At 70.5% G+C, this 14,440-nt stretch carries 18 protein-coding genes; 11 read left to right on the plus strand and 7 right to left on the minus strand.

The genetic code is table 11. From position 1 onward, the window contains the following. Positions 1-43: 43 nt before the first annotated feature. The 5 genes from HQK15_RS15970 to HQK15_RS15990 all read left to right on the plus strand — a co-directional run bounded on the left by HQK15_RS15970 (position 44) and on the right by HQK15_RS15990 (position 3,681). Positions 44-1,489, plus strand: a complete 1,446-nt coding sequence (locus tag HQK15_RS15970; protein WP_173492492.1) for an AlkA N-terminal domain-containing protein — start codon at positions 44-46, stop codon at positions 1,487-1,489. After that, positions 1,486-1,950, plus strand: coding sequence for a methylated-DNA--[protein]-cysteine S-methyltransferase (locus HQK15_RS15975; RefSeq protein ID WP_173492493.1), 465 nt, complete (start codon positions 1,486-1,488; stop codon positions 1,948-1,950). The genes HQK15_RS15970 and HQK15_RS15975 overlap by 4 nt, the downstream gene beginning before the upstream one ends. A 62-nt stretch (positions 1,951-2,012) precedes the next feature. Beyond that, positions 2,013-2,456, plus strand: coding sequence for a Rho termination factor N-terminal domain-containing protein (locus HQK15_RS15980; RefSeq protein ID WP_173492494.1), 444 nt, complete (start codon positions 2,013-2,015; stop codon positions 2,454-2,456). 85 nt (positions 2,457-2,541) lie between these two features. Then, positions 2,542-3,162 carry a Rho termination factor N-terminal domain-containing protein gene (locus HQK15_RS15985; protein ID WP_173492495.1) on the plus strand — a complete coding sequence of 207 codons (621 nt, stop codon included), beginning with the start codon at positions 2,542-2,544 and terminating at the stop codon, positions 3,160-3,162. 105 nt (positions 3,163-3,267) lie between these two features. Next, positions 3,268-3,681, plus strand: coding sequence for a hypothetical protein (locus tag HQK15_RS15990; protein WP_173492496.1), 414 nt, complete (start codon positions 3,268-3,270; stop codon positions 3,679-3,681). Positions 3,682-3,685: 4 nt separating this feature from the next. Here the strand turns inward: HQK15_RS15990 and HQK15_RS15995 are convergent, their stop codons facing one another. Then, complete coding sequence (locus HQK15_RS15995) at positions 3,686-4,402, minus strand: IclR family transcriptional regulator (protein ID WP_153652209.1); 717 nt, start codon at positions 4,400-4,402, stop codon at positions 3,686-3,688. A gap of 103 nt (positions 4,403-4,505) precedes the next feature. Between HQK15_RS15995 and leuC the strand changes: the two genes are divergently transcribed. Together leuC and leuD are read left to right on the plus strand one after the other, a co-directional pair. After that, on the plus strand, positions 4,506-5,927 hold the full coding sequence (gene leuC, locus HQK15_RS16000; RefSeq protein ID WP_173492497.1) for a 3-isopropylmalate dehydratase large subunit: 1,422 nt from the start codon (positions 4,506-4,508) through the stop codon (positions 5,925-5,927). Between the two features lie 2 nt (positions 5,928-5,929). Further along, positions 5,930-6,529: a 3-isopropylmalate dehydratase small subunit gene (leuD, locus tag HQK15_RS16005; protein WP_173492498.1), complete on the plus strand. Its 600-nt coding sequence runs from the start codon at positions 5,930-5,932 to the stop codon at positions 6,527-6,529. A gap of 118 nt (positions 6,530-6,647) precedes the next feature. On the opposite strand, the gene HQK15_RS16010 is transcribed toward leuD, so the two are convergent. Next, positions 6,648-6,842 carry a cold-shock protein gene (locus tag HQK15_RS16010; protein ID WP_173492499.1) on the minus strand — a complete coding sequence of 65 codons (195 nt, stop codon included), beginning with the start codon at positions 6,840-6,842 and terminating at the stop codon, positions 6,648-6,650. 43 nt (positions 6,843-6,885) lie between these two features. On the opposite strand from HQK15_RS16010, the gene HQK15_RS16015 reads away from it, so the two are divergent. Together HQK15_RS16015 and HQK15_RS16020 are read left to right on the plus strand one after the other, a co-directional pair. Continuing rightward, positions 6,886-7,614, plus strand: coding sequence for a lysophospholipid acyltransferase family protein (locus HQK15_RS16015; protein ID WP_173492500.1), 729 nt, complete (start codon positions 6,886-6,888; stop codon positions 7,612-7,614). A 30-nt stretch (positions 7,615-7,644) separates the two neighbouring features. Then, positions 7,645-8,646, plus strand: coding sequence for an NAD(P)H-dependent glycerol-3-phosphate dehydrogenase (locus tag HQK15_RS16020; protein WP_173492501.1), 1,002 nt, complete (start codon positions 7,645-7,647; stop codon positions 8,644-8,646). 17 nt (positions 8,647-8,663) lie between these two features. On the opposite strand, the gene HQK15_RS16025 is transcribed toward HQK15_RS16020, so the two are convergent. After that, positions 8,664-9,734 carry a trans-sulfuration enzyme family protein gene (locus HQK15_RS16025; protein ID WP_173492502.1) on the minus strand — a complete coding sequence of 357 codons (1,071 nt, stop codon included), beginning with the start codon at positions 9,732-9,734 and terminating at the stop codon, positions 8,664-8,666. 52 nt (positions 9,735-9,786) lie between these two features. Here HQK15_RS16025 and HQK15_RS16030 point away from each other — a divergent pair, with 52 nt between their 5' ends. Beyond that, complete coding sequence (locus tag HQK15_RS16030) at positions 9,787-10,854, plus strand: D-alanine--D-alanine ligase family protein (RefSeq protein ID WP_173492503.1); 1,068 nt, start codon at positions 9,787-9,789, stop codon at positions 10,852-10,854. Between the two features lie 6 nt (positions 10,855-10,860). Here HQK15_RS16030 and HQK15_RS16035 read toward each other — a convergent pair whose 3' ends face one another. Together HQK15_RS16035 and HQK15_RS16040 are read right to left on the minus strand one after the other, a co-directional pair. Beyond that, positions 10,861-11,328, minus strand: coding sequence for a DUF3515 family protein (locus tag HQK15_RS16035; protein WP_173492504.1), 468 nt, complete (start codon positions 11,326-11,328; stop codon positions 10,861-10,863). Between the two features lie 3 nt (positions 11,329-11,331). Beyond that, the gene (locus tag HQK15_RS16040) at positions 11,332-11,568 is read right to left on the minus strand and encodes an Lrp/AsnC family transcriptional regulator (RefSeq protein WP_173492505.1); all 237 of its coding nucleotides are present in this window, start codon (positions 11,566-11,568) and stop codon (positions 11,332-11,334) included. A gap of 85 nt (positions 11,569-11,653) precedes the next feature. On the opposite strand from HQK15_RS16040, the gene HQK15_RS16045 reads away from it, so the two are divergent. After that, on the plus strand, positions 11,654-12,610 hold the full coding sequence (locus HQK15_RS16045) for a thiamine-phosphate kinase (RefSeq protein ID WP_173492506.1): 957 nt from the start codon (positions 11,654-11,656) through the stop codon (positions 12,608-12,610). 102 nt (positions 12,611-12,712) lie between these two features. Here HQK15_RS16045 and HQK15_RS16050 read toward each other — a convergent pair whose 3' ends face one another. Next, positions 12,713-14,137 carry an amidase gene (locus HQK15_RS16050; RefSeq protein WP_367649220.1) on the minus strand — a complete coding sequence of 475 codons (1,425 nt, stop codon included), beginning with the start codon at positions 14,135-14,137 and terminating at the stop codon, positions 12,713-12,715. A 43-nt stretch (positions 14,138-14,180) separates the two neighbouring features. Continuing rightward, on the minus strand, positions 14,181-14,366 hold the full coding sequence (gene rpmB, locus HQK15_RS16055) for a 50S ribosomal protein L28 (protein WP_173492507.1): 186 nt from the start codon (positions 14,364-14,366) through the stop codon (positions 14,181-14,183). Between the last annotated feature and the right edge of the window lie 74 nt (positions 14,367-14,440).

Genomic DNA, 14,440 nt, shown 5'->3' on the forward strand with positions numbered 1-14,440 from the left:
TTATCCGCCAGTCAGTGTCGGTGGCGGGAGTCATGATGGAGGCATGTTCACCGACCACGATCGCTGCTACCGGGCCGTCCAGGCTCGCGATGCGCGCTTCGACGGGGTCTTCTACACCGGTGTCAGGACGACGGGCATCTACTGCCGACCGTCCTGCCCGGCGGTCACGCCCCACCCGCACAACGTGACCTTCTTCGCGACCCCCGCGGCGGCCCAGGACGCCGGGCTGAGGGCCTGTCGTCGGTGCCGGCCCGACACCACTCCGGGATCCCCGGAGTGGAACGTGCGCGCCGATGCCGTCGGCCGCGCGATGCGCCTGATCGGCGACGGGGTCGTCGAGCGCGAAGGGGTCGAGGGGCTCGCCGGCCGGCTCGGCTACAGCCAGCGACACGTCAACCGCATGCTGACCCAGGAGCTCGGCGCGGGTCCGCTGGCGCTGGCCCGCAGCAACCGTGCGCACGCGGCCCGCGTGCTGATCGAGACCACGGAGATGGCGATGTCCGACATCGCGTTCGCTGCCGGTTTCGCCTCGATCCGGCAGTTCAACGACTCGGTCCGGCAGACCTACGCGCTCACCCCGACCCAGATGCGAGGTCGACGGCGCACCACGCCCACCGGTCGCATCACCGTCCGGCTCGCGGTGCGCCTGCCGTTCAACGCCGGGGCGCTCCTCGACTTCCTCGCCGCGCACGTGCTGCCGGGTGTCGAGACGGTGCGCGACCGCACCTACGCGCGGGTGCTGCGGCTTCCGCACGGGCTCGGCGTCATGGCGCTCACGCTGCACGACGACCGGGTCGAGTGCGAGCTCGAGCTCGCCGACCTGCGTGACACGGCCGTCGCGATCGGGCGGGCCCGCCGGATGCTCGACCTCGACGCCGATCCCGTGGCGATCGACGGCGTCCTCGCGGCCGACGAGATCCTGCGCCCGCTCGTCGAGGAGGCGCCCGGCCTGCGCGTGCCGTCGCACGTCGACGGCTTCGAGGTCGCGGTGCGGACGATCGTCGGGCAGCAGGTCTCGGTGGCGGGTGCCAACACCGTCCTCGGCCGGCAGGTCCCGTCACGCGGCACCCGGGTCGACTTCGCGCTCGCCGCGGCGCACGGCCTGACCCATGCGTTCCCGGCAGCCGAGGCGTTCGCGGACGCCGACCCGACGTCGTTGGGCATGCCGCAGTCCCGGGCTCGGACGATCATCGACCTCGCCCGCGACGTCGCCGACGGCACGCTCGACCTCGATCCCGGGGGCGATCGCGAGGCGGTCCGCGAGCAGCTGGTCGGCATGCGCGGCATCGGTCCGTGGACGGCCGACTACGTCGTGATGCGTGCGCTCGCACATCCTGACGTCCTCCTCACCACCGACCTGGTGCTGCGCCGTGAGCTCGAGCGCCGTGGCATCACGCCCGACGACACCGAGCGGTGGCGTCCGTGGCGCTCCTACGCCGGCATGCACCTGTGGCGTGCCACCTCTGCCTTCGAAAGGACAGCACCATGACGACCCGATGGATGGACTCCCCGATCGGGGGCCTGCGCATCCGCACCTCGGCCGGCCTCGTCACGGCGATCGACTTCGGCGCGAGCCGTCCCCGGCACTGCCGGGTGGCCGACCCGTTGCTCGATCTCGCCGAGCAGCAGCTGGGCGAGTACTTCGGCGGCGAGCGCACGACGTTCGACCTGCCGCTCGCCAACGACGGGACCGAGTTCCAGAAGAAGGTGTGGGGCGAGCTCGTGCGCATCCCGTACGGCGAGACCGCGAGCTACGGAGACATCGCCCGCAGGCTCGGCTACGAGCCGGTCATCTCGCGAGCGGTGGGCGCGGCCAACGGTGCCAACCCCATCCCCATCGTCGTGCCGTGCCACCGCGTGATCGGGGCGGACGGATCGCTGACGGGCTATGCCGGCGGCCTGGAGCGCAAGCGCACGCTGCTCGACCTGGAGCGACCCGGACTGTTCTGACGTGTTCGCCCGGCGTTCATCCGCGTCCGGCACGATGCCGTCAGACGGAGGTGGAGGCCGAGATGGCGAAGCAGGACGCGATGACCCAGCAGGGCAAGAAGGCGGCGAAGGCCCAGAAGCGTCTCGCCGACGCCACGTCCCGCGTGGAGGAGCTGACCGCGGAGGTCGCGCGGCTGAAGACGCAGGTCAAGACCCTCGAGATGGACGTGGTGACCTGGCGCAGGAAGGCGCAGAAGCAGAAGTCGCGGGCCAAGAAGCTGCGGGCCGCTGCTGAGCGGGCGATCGCCGAGGCCGCGCACGCAGCGCGCAAGCGGACGACGACCAAGGCCGGCCCCCGACAGGTGATCGCCGACCACCCGCGAGCCGAGCCGCTGGCGCTCCGCGGAGCGCCGGCGCTGCCCGCCGCGACCTGGACGGTGACCCAGCTGCGGGCCGCGGCGAAGGAGCAGGGCGTGGCCGGATACTCGCGCCTGCGCAAGGACGAGCTGCTGCACGTGCTGATCTGACGTGCGGCGCGCCGGGTACGCCGTTCGGGGGTTGTTCACCTGGACGTGCGACGATCACGGCTCCCGTCACAGCCTGAGGAGAACCATGGCCGCCCAGAAGAAGTCGACCGACAAGGCGTCGACCGCCAAGAAGCCCGGTAGTGCCAATAAGCCCAGTGCCAAGAAGGCCGGTGCCAAGAAGTCGAGTGCGAAGAAGTCGCTCGCTGCTGCCGCCGAGGCCGAGCTCGCCGCGGCCAAGGCCACGATCAAGAAGCTGAGGGCGACGGTCGCGCGGCTCGAGAAGAGCGTCGACAAGGCCGAGAAGAAGGCGTCCGACCTCAAGGCTGACCTCAAGAAGCGTCAGGCTGCGGCGACGACGTCCGGCAAGTCGGCCGCCAAGAGGGCCAAGGACTCCGGCCTCGCGCAGGTCAAGAAGGCCCGCAAGGCCGTCGAGGACGCGGTCGACGACGTCATCGACGCCGTGATCCCCGACAGCACGCCCGAACCGGCCCCCGCGACCGCACCGGCCCCGGCTGCCAAGGCCCCGGCCGCGAAGGCCCCGGCTGCCAAGGCCCCGGCCGCGAAGGCGCCTGCAGCCAAGGCACCCGCGGCGAAGGCATCCGCCACCGAGCCGACCGTGGCCCAGCTGCGCGCTGCGGCCAAGCAGAAGGGCGTCGCCGGCTACTCGCGCATGCGCAAGGACCAGCTCATCGCCGCGCTGGCCTGATCTATTTGGCCTGATCTTCTCGGCCTGATCTCCTCCGCCTGAACGCCGTCCGTGGCTGTGGACGAACGAGTCGACAGCCACGGACGGTCGTGGCGATGGTGGAGCATGACTCCACGCCGCGACATCGTCCACACCGCCGCCGACCTCGAGGCCTGCTGGCGCCGCCTGATCGAGCCCCTCGGCTTCGCCAGCCGGCAGGTGTTCGCGATCCTCATCGACCGCGACGGCGAGGTGTTCCGCTCGGTCATCCACGTCACCGAGTGCCCCCGCGACCCCGACGACGAGATGGTGACCCACCTGGCCGAGGCGTTGCGTGCCGCCCTCGACCAGGCTGATCCGCAGGGCTCGTGCGCCGTCGTGTGGGCGAGACCGACGCACGCCGGCACCCGGGCGTCCGACCTGGAGTGGGTCCGAGCGTTCGCCGGCGCCCTCGATGCGGTGGGCCTCGGTCGGTGGCCCGTCCACGTCGCTGACGACCACGTCATGCGTGCCGTCGGGCCCGACGACCTGGCGGCCTAGGCGATCAGCTGCTGCGGCGCAGGCTCTGCGAGAGGCGCTCCGCGGCGGCGACGACGGCAGGCGCGTGCATCCGTCCGGGCTGTCGGGTCAGGCGCTCGAGCGGACCCGAGACCGACACGGCGGCGACGACCTTGCCCGAGGGTGAGCGGACGGGCGCCGACACCGAGCCGACACCGTTCTCGCGCTCACCGACGCTCTGCGCCCACCCGCGACGGCGCACGGCCGAGAGCTCGGCGGCGGAGAACGTTGCCTTGAGCAGCCCCTTGTTCATGCGCTCGGGGTCCTCCCACGACAGCAGCACCTGGGCGGCGGAGCCGGCGCTCATGGTCAGCTGGCCGCCGACCGGGATGGAGTCGCGCAGGCCGGTCGGCCGATCGGCGGCGGCCACGCAGACCCGGAAGTCTCCCTGGCGGCGGAACAGCTGGGCCGACTCGCCGGTGATGTCACGCAGACGGGCGAGGACGGGGCCGGCGGCCGCGAGCAGGCGGTCCTCGCCGGCAGCGGCGGCGAGCTCGCCCAGGCGCGGGCCGAGGATGAACCGCCCTTGCATGTCACGGGCGACGAGTCGATGATGTTCGAGCGCGACAGCGAGGCGGTGGGCGGTCGGGCGGGCGAGCCCGGTGCTCGCCACGAGTCCGGCGAGCGTGGCCGGTCCGGGCTCGAGGGCAGCCAGCACCATGGCGGCTTTGTCGAGAACGCCGACTCCGCTAGAGTTGTCCATGTCTTGATACTGCCGTATCGCATTGTGAGACGCAAGTACCCCGGAACCACGGGGTCCTGCAACGAGAGGGTCCTGCGCGAGCAGGGGAGCCGAGGAGAGCGCCATGGGCAAGACACTTGCCGAGAAGATCTGGGAAGAGCACGTCGTCCGCCGCCACGAGGGCGAGCCCGACCTCCTCTACATCGATCTCCACCTGATCCACGAGGTCACGAGCCCGCAGGCGTTCGACGGTCTCCGCCTCTCGGGCCGCGCCGTGCGTCGTCCCGACCTCACGCTGGCGACCGAGGACCACAACATCCCGACGACCGACCTCGACAAGCCGATCGCCGACCTGGTGTCGCGCACGCAGGTCGAGACGCTGCGCCGCAACTGCGAGGAGTTCGGTGTCCGCCTGCACCCCATGGGTGACATCGACCAGGGCATCGTCCACGTCGTCGGCCCGCAGCTGGGCCTGACCCAGCCCGGCATGACGATCGTGTGCGGCGACTCGCACACCTCGACGCACGGCGCTTTCGGCTCGATCGCGTTCGGCATCGGCACCTCCGAGGTCGAGCACGTGCTCGCGACGCAGTCGCTGTCGCAGGCCAAGCCCAAGATGATGGCCGTCGAGGTCGTCGGCGAGCTGCCCGTGGGCTCGACGGCCAAGGACCTGATCCTGGCCCTCATCACCCAGGAGACCACCGGCGGTGGCCAGGGCTACATCGTGGAGTACCGCGGCGAGGCCATCCGGGCTCTGTCGATGGAGGCCCGCATGACGATCTGCAACATGTCGATCGAGTGGGGCGCCAAGGCTGGCCTCATCGCGCCCGACCAGACGACGTACGACTACCTCCAGGGCCGTCCGTCGGCGCCGACCGGGGCCGACTGGGACGCCGCCGTGGCGCACTGGGACAGCCTCGTCACCGACGACGACGCCGAGTTCGACAAGGTCATCACGATCGACGCGTCGACCATCACGCCGTTCGTCACCTGGGGCACCAACCCCGGCCAAGGCGTGGCGCTGTCGGGCAACGTCCCGGACCCGGCGTCGTTCGAGGACGACAACGAGCGCGTCGCGGCCGAGAACGCCCTGCGCTACATGGGCCTCGAGGCCGGCACCCCGATGAAGGACATCAAGGTCGACACGGTCTTCATCGGCTCGTGCACCAACGGTCGCATCGAGGACCTGCGCGTCGCCGCGTCGCTCATCGAGGGCCACAAGGTCGCCGACGACACCCGCATCCTGGTCGTGCCGGGCTCGGTGCGCGTGCGGCTGCAGGCGGAGGAAGAGGGCCTCGACGTCATCTTCAAGGACGCCGGAGCCGAGTGGCGCGGAGCGGGATGCTCGATGTGCCTGGGCATGAACCCCGACCAGCTGACCCCGGGGGAGCGCAGCGCGTCGACCTCCAACCGCAACTTCGAGGGCCGTCAGGGCAAGGGGGGGCGCACGCACCTGGTGTCGCCCGACGTCGCCGTCGCGACCGGCATCCTCGGCCACCTGGCCGGCCCGGCCGACCTCGCCGAGCTCGAGAAGGCAGGAGCCTGACCATGGAGAAGTTCTCGACCCACACAGGTGTTGGCGCGCCGCTGCGTCGCAGCAACGTCGACACCGACCAGATCATCCCCGCGGTCTGGCTCAAGAAGGTCACCCGTGACGGCTTCGAGGAGGGGCTGTTCTCGGCGTGGCGCAGCGATCCCGACTTCGTCCTCAACCGAGACGCCTACAAGGACGCGACGGTCCTCGTGGCGGGTCCCGACTTCGGCACCGGCTCGTCCCGCGAGCACGCCGTCTGGGCGCTGCAGAACTACGGGTTCAAGGCGGTCATCTCCTCGCGCTTCGGCGACATCTTCCGAGGCAACTCCGGCAAGGCCGGGCTGCTCGCGGCGCAGGTCGACGAGAAGGTCGTCCAGCGTCTGTGGGACTACCTCGACGACAACCCGGGTGCATCGATCACGCTCGACCTCGAGTCGCGCACGGTCAAGGCCGGCGAGGGCGTCGACGCGATCGAGGACTCGTTCACGATCGACGACTACACCCGCTGGCGCCTGCTCGAGGGCCTCGACGACGTCGGCATCACGCTGAGCCACGAGGACGACATCGTGGCCTACGAGTCGACGCGCCCGTCGTTCAAGCCCGTCACCCTCTGACCCACCGCTGACGAGATCCTTCGCGCCCCTCGAGGAGACCTTTATCGCCCCTGCCCGGGGCGGAAACGGTCTCCTGGAGGGGCCGCAACGGTCTCGTCAGGGGGCGGAAACGGTCTCGTCAGCGGGTGGGCCAGATGGCGATGCCGGTGACCTCGCCGGAGGCCTCTGTCTCGACGAAGACCCGCTGTCCCACCCGCAGGAGGCGGATGTGGTCGGCCAGTGCCTCGACCCCGAAGTCGAGGGGAACACCCTGATCGGTCAGGACGTGTCCTGACCCGGTCGTCTGGTCGAAGCTCGCCACCGTGCCCTGCATGCCCTTCACCCTAGTGCCGCCCCGAGGGGATTAGGCTCGGCCCATGGAGCGTCGCCAGTTCCCGCGGACCATGCGGATCATCGTGTTCTTCGTGCGGCCGATCCTCATGCTGCTGACCAAGCGCGACTGGCAGGGCCAGGAGAAGCTCCCGAGCGGCGGGTTCGTGCTCGCGCCCAACCACATCTCGCACCTCGACCCGTTCCTGATCTCGCACTTCATGGTCGACCAGGGCATCTCGCCGCGCTTCCTGGCCAAGGACACGCTGATGTCGCTGCCGGTGGGGGGCCACATCCTGCGCGGCGCCGAGCAGATCCCCGTCTACCGCAGCACCGCCGGCGCGGTGGAGTCGCTGCGCGCGGCTGTCGAGGCGGTCGAGGCCGGCAGCGTCGTCGCGATCTATCCCGAGGGCACGATCACGCGCGACCCCGCTGCCTGGCCGATGTCAGGGCGCACGGGAGCCGTGCGGGTGGCCCTGGCGACGGGCAGGCCGCTCGTGCCGGTCATGCAGTGGGGCCCCCAGGCGATCCTGTGGCCCTACACCAAGCGCCTGCGCCTCTTCCCGCGCAAGACCATCCACGTGAGGGTGGGTGACCCCCTCGACCTGTCGGACCTCGCCGGCAAGGAGCTCACCGAGGAGCTTCTCAACACGGCGACGTCCCGCCTGATGGACGTCCTGACTGAGATGATGTCGCAGGTGCGCGGCGAGACTCCCTCGACACCGCGCATCGACGTGCATACGTTGAGCAGGCCCCGGACCAACTACCAGGGCTGATCGAGCAGCGACGAGAGATGGGAATCGTGAATGGCGCAGACAGCCGTGATGGGCGCAGGATCCTGGGGAACGGCCTTCGCCCTGGTGCTGGCTGACGCCGGCAACGACGTACGCCTCTGGGGACGTCGCCCCGAGCTCTGCGACACGATCAACACCACCCGCGAGAACTCCGACTACCTGCCCGGAATCGAGCTGCCCGAGGCGATCTCGGCGACCCACGATCCCGCCGAGGTGCTGGCCGGCGCCGAGGTCGTGGTCCTGGCGGTGCCGTCGCAGCAGCTGCGCTCCAACCTCGAGGCGTGGGCCGAGCACATCCCGGCCGACGCAGTCCTCGTGAGCCTCATGAAGGGCATCGAGCTCGGCACCCACCAGCGCATGAGCGAGGTCATCGCCGAGCTCACCGGCGCGGGTCCCGAGCGGATCGCCGTGGTCTCCGGCCCCAACCTGGCCCGCGAGATCGCCAACCGTGAGCCGGCCGCCAGCGTGGTCGCGTGCGCCGACCAGGCCGTCGCCGAGCGGCTCCAGAAGCTCATGCACTCCGCGGCGTTCCGTCCCTACTCGATGACCGACGTCGTCGGCTGCGAGCTGGCCGGCACCGCCAAGAACATCATCGGCCTGGCCGTCGGCGTGTGCGTCGGACTGGGCTTCGGCGACAACACCAAGGCATCGGTCATCACCCGCGGCCTGGCGGAGACCGCGCGCCTCGGCGTCGCGATCGGAGCAGACCCCGTCACGTTCATGGGCCTGGCCGGCATGGGTGACCTGGTCGCCACGTGCTCGTCGCCGCTGTCACGCAACCGGACGTTCGGCGAGAAGCTCGGCGAGGGCATGAGCGTCGACGAGATCATGGCGCAGACACGACAGGTCGCCGAGGGCGTGAAGTCGTGCCAGTCGGTCAGCGAGCTCGCCAAGATCAACGGCGTCGAGATGCCGATCGTCGAGCACGTCGCGGCGCTCGTCGCCGGCGAGATGAGCCCCGACGAGCTCGTCCAGCGCCTCATCTCCCGTCAGGCCAAGCCCGAGACGGTCTGAGGCCCGCTGACGTCGCCCTAGGAGACGCAGGCGGCCAGGACGTTCTGGATGTCGATCCAGAGGTCCTCGACGTCCTCGATGCCCACCGACAGGCGGATGAGCCCCTCGGGGACGCTCTGCGGCTCGCCGGGGTGCCTGCGACGTCGCTCCCACGTCGACTCGACGCCGCCGAGGCTCGTCGCGTAGGTGATGATGTCGCTCTGCTCGGTCATCTTCTGCGCGACGGTGGGTCCGCCCACGACCTCGAAGGCGATGATCGTGCCGAAGCCGGGGTAGCGGCTGTAGACGATGTGGCGCGACGCCGACAGCCGCTGGTGCAGCTCGCGGGCGTTGGCCTCGGCGCGGTCGAGGCGCACGTGCAGCGTGCGGACGCCCCGCGCGGCCAGCCAGGTCTCCATGGCGCCCGGGATGGCGCCGAGCACGGTGCGACGCTTCGCGATCGCCGCGAACGCCCGGTCGTCGTTGGTGACGATCGCGCCGAGGATGACGTCGCTGTGGCCCGACAGGAGCTTGGACGCGGAGTGCACGACGAAGTCGGCGCCCTGGTCGAGCGGACGCTGGCGCAGCGGGGTCGCGAAGGTGTTGTCGACCGCCACGGCTGCACCGGCGGCGGTGGCCGCGCGGGCGATCGTCGCGATGTCAGCGATCTCGAGCGCCGGGTTGGTCGGCGACTCGATCCACACCAGGGCGGCACCATCGCACGCGGCGACGACCTGGGGCGTGTTGTCGATGTCGACGAGCCTCAGCTCGATCTGTCCGCGCCGCTCGCGCTCCACGAGCTGTTCGATCGTGCCGTAGTAGGCGTGGCGGGGTGCGACGACGACGGCCTTGGCCGGCACCAGGTCGAACAGTGCGGCCGAGGCGGCGACGCCGGACGAGAAGGCCAGGGCGCGACCTCCCTCGAGGGCGCCCAGCACCGTCTCGAAGGAGTCCCAGGTGGGATTGCCCTGCCGTCCGTACTCGGATCCGCCGCCGGGCACGAGTGCGCTGGCCAGCGTGATCGGCGCGTTGAGCGGTCCCCCCGGGACGCGGTCAGGACGCCCTGCACCGACCGCGATGGTCGAGGGCGAGAGATCGTGTCCATGCATCAGGCCATTGTGCACCGAGCCACCCACATTCCAAACGATAGGGTTCTGGGCAATGAGCCTTGAGACATCGCATCCTGACAAGCCACGCCTGGCCGTGATCTTCGGCGGCCGTTCCAGCGAGCACGGCGTGTCGTGCCTGACCGCGCGCGAGATCCTCGCCGCGATCGACACCGACCGCTACGCCGTGCAGCCCGTGGGCATCACCCGCGACGGCGCCTGGGTCGAGGAGACGGCCACCTGGGGCGAGCTGGCCCCCGGCACGCTGCCCGAGGTGCGCGACGACCTGCCCCCGTTCCTGTGGGAGAGCCTGCGCGACTTCGACGCGGTGTTCCCGGTGCTCCACGGCCCGTGGGGCGAGGACGGCACGATCCAGGGCCTGCTCGAGATGGCCGACATCCGCTACGTCGGCGCGGGCGTCCTGGCGAGCGCGGTCAGCATGGACAAGCCCTTCACCAAGACGGTCTTCTCGGCCGCGGGCCTGCCGCAGATCCCGTACGTCACGATTCGTCCGTGGGAGTGGAAGCAGGACCGGTCGCGGGTCGAGGACCGCATCCGCGCGCTGGGCCTGCCGGTGTTCGTCAAGCCGGCCCGCGCGGGCTCCAGCTCCGGCGTCATGATGGTCGACTCGTGGGACGACCTCGACCTCGCGGTCACGACGGCACGCGACTTCGACCCCAAGGTCATCGTCGAGTCGGCGGCCCGCGGCAAGCGTGAGCTGGAGTGCGCGGTCATCCAGCAGCCCGACGGCAAGCCGGTCGCGAGCGTGGTGGGTGAGATCACCGTCGCCGAGGAGTCCGACCACGAGTTCTACGACTTCGAGGCCAAGTACCTCGACGGCACGAGCCTCAACGTCGTCCCGGCTGACATCCCCGTCACCTTGAGCGACCGCATCCGCACCTACGCGGTGCAGGCCTTCGAGGCCGTCGGCTGCGAGGGACTGGCTCGGGTCGACTTCTTCCTCACCGACGACGGGCTCGTGATCAACGAGATCAACACGCTGCCGGGGTTCACGCCCTACTCGATGTTCCCGCGGCTGTGGGAGGCCAGCGGTGTGCCCTACGCCGAGCTCGTCGACCGGCTCGTCCAGCTGGCGCTGCAGCGCGACACCGGCCTGCGCTGAGCGGGTCTACTCGCAGGGCGTGACGGACGGGTCGTGCTTCTTCACGGCGGCGGCGACGTCGGCCAGGGCGTCGGCGGCCGGGTCGTAGTCCTTCGGCACCTCGACGCTCACGTAGAACGCGCGGCCGATCGTCGTGAACAGGTAGCCGTCGGCGGTCGTCTCCGACACCCAGTCGACGCCGTCGACGAAGTTGCACGGCGGCACGTCGGCGGGGTCCTCGGGGTCGAGGATCGCCGGCTTCTCCACGCCGCAGCGCAGGATGATCGGCGGCGCGCCCCACGCGACCGCGGTGTCGTCCTCGACGAGGATCGCGTCCTCACCGGCGACCTGTCGAGGCGCGTCGGCATAGAGCGCCTTGCAGTCGATCTCCGTGCCCCGCTCGGTGGGGTAGGCGTCGACGGCGAGACCGGGGCTGCAGGCCGACACGGTCAGGAGCACGCCCAGCAGCACACCGCCGGGCAGGAGCGTGCGCACGGGTCAGATGCGGACGATGGGGCAGGTCAGGGTGCGGGTGATGCCCGGGACGGTCTGGATGCTGGAGACGACCAGCGTGCCGAGCTCGTCCATGCTCGGACCCTCGGCGCGCACGATGACGTCGTACGGCCCGGTGACGTCCTCGGCCAGGGTCACCCCGGCGATGTCGCCGATCGCCCGGGCGACGTCAGCGGCCTTGCCGACCTCGGTCTGGACGAGGATGTATGCCTGCACGGCCATCGGGTGCTCCTTCGGGTCAAGACGACTGTCCCACGCTACCGGATGTCGTGCGAGCTCCGGGCTCCGGCTGCGACAAGATGGACCCATGAACGCCAGCGCCACGGACGGGCCCACGATCGGTGACATCGGGGAGTTCGGGCTGATCGACCAGGTCCGCTCGCAGATCGGCGAGAACAGGCACGTCCTGCTGGGCCCGGGCGACGACGCGGCCCACGTGTCGACCAACGACGGCACGTTCCTCGTCTCGACCGACCTGCTGGTCGAGGGACGCCACTTCCGCCGCGACTGGTCGTCCCCGTACGACATCGGGCGCAAGGCCGCGGCCTGCAACCTGTCCGACATCAACGCGATGGGCGGCGTCGCCACGGCCCTGACGGTCGGCTTCGGGGCACCGGCCGACCTGCCCGTCGCGTGGGCCCTCGAGATGGTCAAGGGCTTCGAGATCGAGTGCGCGCACGTGGGCGCGCACATCGTCGGTGGCGACGTCACCGCGTCCGACAAGATCATCATCGCCGTCACGGCGATGGGCGACGCGGCCCGGCCCGTCCGACGCTCGGGGGCGCTGCCGGGCGACGTCGTGGCCTACGCCGGCGACCTGGGCCTCGCCGGCGCCGGTTTCGCGACCCTGAGCCGCGGGTTCCGCTCGCCGAAGGCGGCCGTCGAGGCCCACCGGGTGCCGCATCCTCCCTATGCCGCCGGGCCCCAGGCGGCCGGTGCCGGTGCGACGTCGATGACCGACATCAGCGACGGGCTGCTGGCCGACCTCAGCCACATCGCGGATGCGAGCGGTGTCGCGATCGACCTCGACAGCTCGACCTTCGTCATCCCCGAGCCCGTGGCGACGGTCTCGGAGGCGCTGGGCCGTGAGGCGCTCGACTTCGTGCTCACCGGAGGAGACGACTACGCGCTGGTGGCGACCTTCAGCTCCGAGACAACCCTTCCGGCCGGATGGACCCGCATCGGCGCGGTCTCCGACGGCAGCGGCGTGACGCTCGACGGGGCGCCCTACGAGGGTCCGGCGGGTCACCAGCACTTTCGTTGAGACACCACCCGGAAGGTGGATCCGCAACGTCATCGGCTCTCACACGGTTGAGAAGTCACCGACGCAGTTGCGGTGAGGTTGCGAGTCCACCTCCCGGGGGGCTCAGTCCTGGATGCGAGCGAACGGCGTGTGCGCCTCGAGCTCGTACGCGATCTCGAGGAGGGTCTGCTCGTCGCCGTGGATCGCGGAGAAGTGCACCCCGATCGGCAGGTCGTTCGCGGTGCGTCCCAGCGGCAGCGAGATGGCGGGGCCCCCGGACGCGTTGTTGAGCGGGGTGAACGACGCGTACTGCAGCAGACGCTCGAACATCACGTCGAAGCCGGCGGCGGGGGACAGGTGCCCCAGCTCGGGCGTCGTGTAGCCGACGGTCGGCGACAGGATCAGGTCGAGGTCGTCGAACGCGCCCCGATAGACCTGCTCGCTGCGCTTGAGCCCGCGCACCGTCGTCGGGGTGCGCCAGAAGCTGCGCCCGAACTGACGCGCGAGGCCCCGGGTCAGCGCATCGGTGCGGGTCTTGTCGAAGCCCGGACCCATGACCCGCTTGCCGAATGTCTGCGTCGAGAACGCGAGCAGGCCCCAGTAGTGGACGAAGTCGCGCACGAAGGTCTGCGCCAGCACGGCCGGCAGCTCGTACGGCCTGACGTGGTGGCCGAGGCCTTCCAGCGTCGATGCCGTGGTCTCGACGGCCCGGCGGGTCTCGTCGTCGGTGGGGTGCCCGGTGATGGAGTCGACGATGACGCCGATGCGCAGGCGCCGGTCGGACGGTCCCTCCACGAGCCCGACCGGGCGGAGGCCCTTCGCGGGGCGATAGGACTGCGTGGCCGCCAGGAAGTGGGCGGTGTCGCGCACCGTCCGGGTGACCACGCCGTTGGAGATGATGTCGACGGGCAGCTGCGCCGCCTCGGCGGCCTGCACGACCCGGTCGCGGGTCGGCTTGAGGCCCACCAGCCCGCACGCAGCGGCGGGGATGCGGATCGATCCGCCTCCGTCGTTGGCGTGGGCGATCGGGACGACGCCCGCGGCGACGAGCGCGGCCGACCCGCCGGACGAGGCCCCGGCGGAGTATCGGGTGTCCCACGGGTTGCGCGTCGGCGGGAGGGTCTCGTACTCGGTGGTCGCGTTGAAGCCGAACTCCGGCATCGTGCTGATGCCCAGCACGTTGACGCCGCTCGACAGGAGCTGCTCGGTGAACGGTGCGTGCGCGGTCGCGGGCCGGATGGCCACCGCGAGCGAGCCCTGCGTCGCCGGCAGCCCCTCGAACTCGGTGTTGTCCTTGACGAACGTGGGCACCCCGGCGAACGGTCCTCTGCGCGCCGAGTCGGACCGCGCACGGGCACGATCGAAGTCGGGCGTCTGGATGGCGTTGAGCGCCGGGTTGACCCGTTCGGCACGCGCGATCGCGGCCTCGGTGGCCTCGCGTGCGCTGATGTCGCCGGCGGCAATGGCAGCGGCGACCCCGACTGAGTCGAGGTCGCCGAGTGCGTCGTCACCGTAGGCGTGGACGCGGGTGGTCATCTCGTGGGTCACGAGATGACTCTAGAGTCACTTCACCTGAAGTGACCAGTGGTGACTAGCGCGAGACCTTGCCGGCCTTGAGGCACTTGGTGCAGACGTTGACGTGCTGCGGGGTGCCCTTGATGACAGCGCGGACACGCTGGATGTTGGGGTTGAAGCGACGCTTCGTGCGCCGGTGCGAGAAGGAGACGTTGTGGCCGAAACCAGGTCCCTTGCCGCACATATCACAGACCGCAGCCATGGCGAACTCCTGAAACTTGAGACTTCTCGAGACGATGCTCGAACGATGGGGGCGTCCGCAGGCCGACCGGCCAG

The sequence above is a fragment of the Aeromicrobium stalagmiti genome, from assembly GCF_013283745.1.
Lineage (GTDB): Bacteria > Actinomycetota > Actinomycetes > Propionibacteriales > Nocardioidaceae > Aeromicrobium > Aeromicrobium stalagmiti.

Bases quoted from the DNA above. Each gene is read 5' to 3' on its own strand.
- HQK15_RS16030 (WP_173492503.1), top strand. From the start codon at position 9,787: ATGAGCCTTGAGACATCGCATCCTGACAAGCCACGCCTGGCCGTGATC.
- leuC (WP_173492497.1), top strand. From the start codon at position 4,506: ATGGGCAAGACACTTGCCGAGAAGATCTGGGAAGAGCACGTCGTCCGC.
- HQK15_RS15980 (WP_173492494.1), top strand. From the start codon at position 2,013: ATGGCGAAGCAGGACGCGATGACCCAGCAGGGCAAGAAGGCGGCGAAG.
- HQK15_RS16040 (WP_173492505.1), bottom strand. From the start codon at position 11,568: ATGGCCGTGCAGGCATACATCCTCGTCCAGACCGAGGTCGGCAAGGCC.
- HQK15_RS16015 (WP_173492500.1), top strand. From the start codon at position 6,886: ATGGAGCGTCGCCAGTTCCCGCGGACCATGCGGATCATCGTGTTCTTC.
- HQK15_RS16045 (WP_173492506.1), top strand. From the start codon at position 11,654: ATGAACGCCAGCGCCACGGACGGGCCCACGATCGGTGACATCGGGGAG.
- HQK15_RS15970 (WP_173492492.1), top strand. From the start codon at position 44: ATGTTCACCGACCACGATCGCTGCTACCGGGCCGTCCAGGCTCGCGAT.
- HQK15_RS15985 (WP_173492495.1), top strand. From the start codon at position 2,542: ATGGCCGCCCAGAAGAAGTCGACCGACAAGGCGTCGACCGCCAAGAAG.
- HQK15_RS15990 (WP_173492496.1), top strand. From the start codon at position 3,268: ATGACTCCACGCCGCGACATCGTCCACACCGCCGCCGACCTCGAGGCC.
- HQK15_RS16025 (WP_173492502.1), bottom strand. From the start codon at position 9,734: ATGCATGGACACGATCTCTCGCCCTCGACCATCGCGGTCGGTGCAGGG.
- rpmB (WP_173492507.1), bottom strand. From the start codon at position 14,366: ATGGCTGCGGTCTGTGATATGTGCGGCAAGGGACCTGGTTTCGGCCAC.
- HQK15_RS15975 (WP_173492493.1), top strand. From the start codon at position 1,486: ATGACGACCCGATGGATGGACTCCCCGATCGGGGGCCTGCGCATCCGC.
- HQK15_RS16010 (WP_173492499.1), bottom strand. From the start codon at position 6,842: ATGCAGGGCACGGTGGCGAGCTTCGACCAGACGACCGGGTCAGGACAC.
- HQK15_RS16020 (WP_173492501.1), top strand. From the start codon at position 7,645: ATGGCGCAGACAGCCGTGATGGGCGCAGGATCCTGGGGAACGGCCTTC.
- HQK15_RS15995 (WP_153652209.1), bottom strand. From the start codon at position 4,402: ATGGACAACTCTAGCGGAGTCGGCGTTCTCGACAAAGCCGCCATGGTG.
- leuD (WP_173492498.1), top strand. From the start codon at position 5,930: ATGGAGAAGTTCTCGACCCACACAGGTGTTGGCGCGCCGCTGCGTCGC.